Source organism: Streptomyces phyllanthi (genome assembly GCF_009377205.1).
Classification (GTDB): Bacteria; Actinomycetota; Actinomycetes; order Streptomycetales; family Streptomycetaceae; genus Streptomyces; species Streptomyces phyllanthi.
On sequence record NZ_VJZE01000695.1, the window covers coordinates 1 to 3,297 of the forward strand.

General features: G+C 67.1%; 6 protein-coding genes and 1 pseudogene. 3 read left to right on the forward strand and 4 right to left on the reverse strand.

All coding sequences use genetic code 11. The features are described from left to right. Positions 1-139 (reverse strand): DUF397 domain-containing protein (locus tag FNH04_RS43525; protein ID WP_152791760.1); only part of this gene is annotated, 139 nt, incomplete at its 3' end. Then, positions 132-926 (reverse strand): helix-turn-helix domain-containing protein, encoded by a 795-nt coding sequence (locus tag FNH04_RS43530; protein ID WP_322725567.1) that lies wholly within the window; start codon positions 924-926, stop codon positions 132-134. The genes FNH04_RS43525 and FNH04_RS43530, both read right to left, overlap by 8 nt. A 116-nt stretch (positions 927-1,042) precedes the next feature. Between FNH04_RS43530 and FNH04_RS43535 the strand changes: the two genes are divergently transcribed. The 3 genes from FNH04_RS43535 to FNH04_RS43545 all read left to right on the forward strand — a co-directional run bounded on the left by FNH04_RS43535 (position 1,043) and on the right by FNH04_RS43545 (position 2,118). Next, entirely contained in the window at positions 1,043-1,303 is a 261-nt protein-coding gene (locus tag FNH04_RS43535; protein WP_152791761.1) for a hypothetical protein, read from the forward strand. Positions 1,304-1,311: 8 nt separating this feature from the next. Continuing rightward, positions 1,312-1,611, forward strand: a complete 300-nt coding sequence (locus tag FNH04_RS43540; protein ID WP_386573604.1) for a hypothetical protein — start codon at positions 1,312-1,314, stop codon at positions 1,609-1,611. A gap of 138 nt (positions 1,612-1,749) precedes the next feature. After that, on the forward strand, positions 1,750-2,118 hold the full coding sequence (locus tag FNH04_RS43545) for a hypothetical protein (protein ID WP_228031975.1): 369 nt from the start codon (positions 1,750-1,752) through the stop codon (positions 2,116-2,118). 30 nt (positions 2,119-2,148) lie between these two features. On the opposite strand, the pseudogene FNH04_RS43550 reads toward FNH04_RS43545, so the two are convergent. Further along, positions 2,149-2,226: pseudogene (locus FNH04_RS43550) on the reverse strand (transposase family protein); the annotation flags it as partial. 511 nt (positions 2,227-2,737) lie between these two features. Continuing rightward, a partial coding sequence (locus FNH04_RS43560) for a mannosyltransferase YkcB-related protein (RefSeq protein ID WP_456154888.1) occupies positions 2,738-3,297 on the reverse strand: 560 nt, incomplete at its 5' end.

Genomic DNA, 3,297 nt, shown 5'->3' on the forward strand with positions numbered 1-3,297 from the left:
GGCTCTTGGAGTCGCGGACGGGGATGCCTGCGGGGTGGTTGTCGAGGACTTCGAGGCAGCTGCCGGCATCGGTATTGCTGTAGGACGACTTGCGCCAACCGCTCAGCACGGCCGCGTCCGGAATGGTTCGGTCAGTCATCGTGTCCGTAGTCCTTCGCAGTGGCTCTCAGCAGGGCCAGTGACTCCTTCAGAGGCAGTGCGTCGCTCAGCGCGAGATCGTAGCGACTCTGCAACTCGTGAACCACGGATGGGGAGTCGTGCAACTTCCCCATCCGCTCGCCCTCGGTGTACGCCAAAGGCGGCTGGTCCTCGAACCACATCAGCGTGAGCATGCTCTGCATCAGCGGATGAAGTCCCACAGCGAACGGCATCACATGTACGCGGATACGTCCACTCTCGGCGAGAAGAACGATGTGCATGATCTGCTCCGCCATGATGTCCGCGCTGCCCACGGGGCGCCGCAGCACCACTTCGTCCAGCAACACCCACACCGTGGGGATCACCGGGTTCTCAAGGATCTTCGCGCGCTCAAGGCGTGTGACGACGCGCCTGTCACACTCCTCTTCGCTCACTGGAGGGAAGGCTGAGCCCAGAATCACGCGCGCGTACCGTTCCGTCTGGAGGATGCCGGGGAAGTACGCCAAGGCGAATTCCCGGATCATCACCGCCTGTTGTTCGAGTACGCGCACTGCCTCGAAGTAGTCGGCCGTCGCCGCGTCTTCCTGCGGCAGGAAACTGCTCAGCACGTTCCCCGTGTCCAGGGCCCTGTCCAGCCGCTGCGCGTCCTCATTCGAGGGCACCCTGCGCCCCGCCTCGATGTGCGCGATGTGCGAGCGCGTCATGATCGCCCTCTCGGCCAACTCCTGTTGTGTCAGCCCGGCCGCCTCGCGCTGTTGCTTCAGCCAGTCGCCGTAGATGGTGCCCACCGGATCAACTCCCTTGTGACAAATGCTCTGTGAGTGAATCGCTACACAAAGCGAAACCCCGGCGGCCGTCCGACCGGTCCGGGGTCACGGTTACCAATCGCACGGAGTTCTACGACATGAGTCACCGGATCGCCCGTCTCGTCGACGCGCTCCTACGGCGCTTGTTCCCCGGCGCAGGGCGTCACCGACTGGTTCCCGCAGTCCGGGAGGAACGGCACCGTGTCATCGCACACGTCTGTGCCCCGAGGGTCCGTTTCAAGGAATCCGGCCCGCTGCGCGGCGAGGACCATGCCCTCATCCGTCCCTACCTCGTCGCCCATGAGCGCCGCCAGGAGACGCGGCGGCACGTGCTCCACGGATGGGAGATGACGGCGTGAAGGATGGCGTGGGTGAGTTTCGGCTGCTGCCCTGGGCGGGGGCGGAGGGCAAGCGGTGTTATCTCGTGTCCGACGGGGCCGGCCATGTCTCGCGGGTGGCCGACGCCGTTGAGCGTGTGCAGCTCGACATGGCGGGTGAACTCCTCGGCCACGCGGGCGACATGCTGGCCGACCAGCGAGCGACGTCGGCGCAACTCCGGTTCCTGCTCGCCCGGATGAGCGAGTCGCTGACCGACGTGCGCCGGATCGCCGAGAGTCGGGGCGCCCGTCTTGGCGTACCCGGCGGCGACGATCTTGGAGTCGCCTGAGGGGCTGAGCCGCCCAATGGTGTGAGTCTGACCCTGGTTCGTGTCGCAGTGCCGGCGTGCGTGCACAGTCACGGCGCTGGTCGGGACCGCCGTGAAACCCATGGCGCCGTTCGATGGTGACCGTCAGGATGAGGATCCGTGAATGAGCGATCAACATGGCCCAGCGACAAGCTGACCGCACTACGCCTGGGGCGACGGCTGATCGCGGAGGTCGCAGCGTCGCAACCCGGTCGGCGAGCGTTTGTGGATATCACCCCGGACCGGGTCACGTTCGATGACCAGGCGGCGCAGGAGGGCTGGGTACGGAGCAATGCGGATCGCGGCTTCCGCCTGGAGCACTGGGAGTACGACGCTGATCGCATCGACGGCTTCGACTACGACATCGGCGCGGTGCGGGTGCGTGCAGCCTCTGCGAAGGACGAGTCTGCACTCGAAGGCGTTCTTGCCCTCTGGGGACTGCGACCGGATTGCTTCGACTACTCGTGGGCCACCGACGACCCGAGGTAAGACCCGCATCGTTCACACCGATGCGTGGTCGGCCAGGACATCGACCGCTTCGCGGATGTAGCGGTAGACGGTGGTGATGCCGACGCCGAACCCGGCCGCGAGCTGCGCGAGATGAAGGTCGTCATGGCCCGGTGGGGGTGGGATGTGCCGGACGATGACAAGGGCTGAGGGTGCGGCGTCGGGCGGGCATCATAGCGGTATGGAACCTGCAGTGAGTGAGACCGAGTGGGTCGTCGTCCTCAGCTACGAGAACGTCCCCAAGTGCCCGCGGCCGACGCAGGCCCTGCGAGGTTGACTGCGGGAGCGGGGGATCGACTGGATGCCCTTCACGGCCGGTGACTGGTGCTGGGGGCTGGCCTGTGGGCGCGATCCCGTCAGTGGTCGGTGGCGTGGGTGGTACGGCCTTCGGGTGCGGGGGGAGGCCCTGTGGGCGCTGGGGTTGCATCCTGAGCAGCCGACGGCCGTCGTGAGCGGGGACTCGCCGCCTGGGTGGTGGCATGCGGCGGGGGAGCGGTACGCCACCCGGTGGGGAGCGTAAGGCCCGGTGTGGTCATGACCGCGGCCCCCGAGTCGGTGAGAGACATCGGGGGCCGCAGACAGCGGCAGCGGAGAACGGACTTCAGCTGACGTCCGAGGGGTCCAGGCGGTAGAGCGCCGACTCGTTCGACCCGTTCGAGTCGTTGCTCTGCGACTCGGAGTCGGAGTTCGATGTCGCGCCGCCGCTGTACTCGCTCTCCTGCACCGCCGTTCCATGCTCCTGCACCCACGCCGTGACCTCCGCGCTGACGCCGGAGTCCCCGCCGCGGCCGCCGCCCATGCCGCCGCCGAGCTGGACGTAGTGCAGTTCGCCCTTCTTCACCAGTTCCTTGAGCTTGGTCAGCGTCATCGCCTTGTCGCTGCCGGACCAGCCCCACATGGAGATGACGGGCTCACCGCTGTTGAGGATGAGCTGGGACGCGCTCTGCGAACTGGACACCGCCAGCAGCCACTTGGCGCCGTCCTGGTTCTTCTTCAGGTACGAGATCAGTTCGGTGCTCGCGCCGCCGCCCCCGCCGATACCGCCACTCCCGCTCATACCGCCGCGCTGGCCGCTCGAGGGCGTACCGCCGCCCTGCCCCTGCTGAGCGCCACCCGGCGGCATACCCATCTGGCCGCCCTGCTGGCTCCCCTGTTGGCCAC

Bases quoted from the DNA above. Each gene is read 5' to 3' on its own strand.
- FNH04_RS43535 (WP_152791761.1), top strand. From the start codon at position 1,043: ATGAGTCACCGGATCGCCCGTCTCGTCGACGCGCTCCTACGGCGCTTG.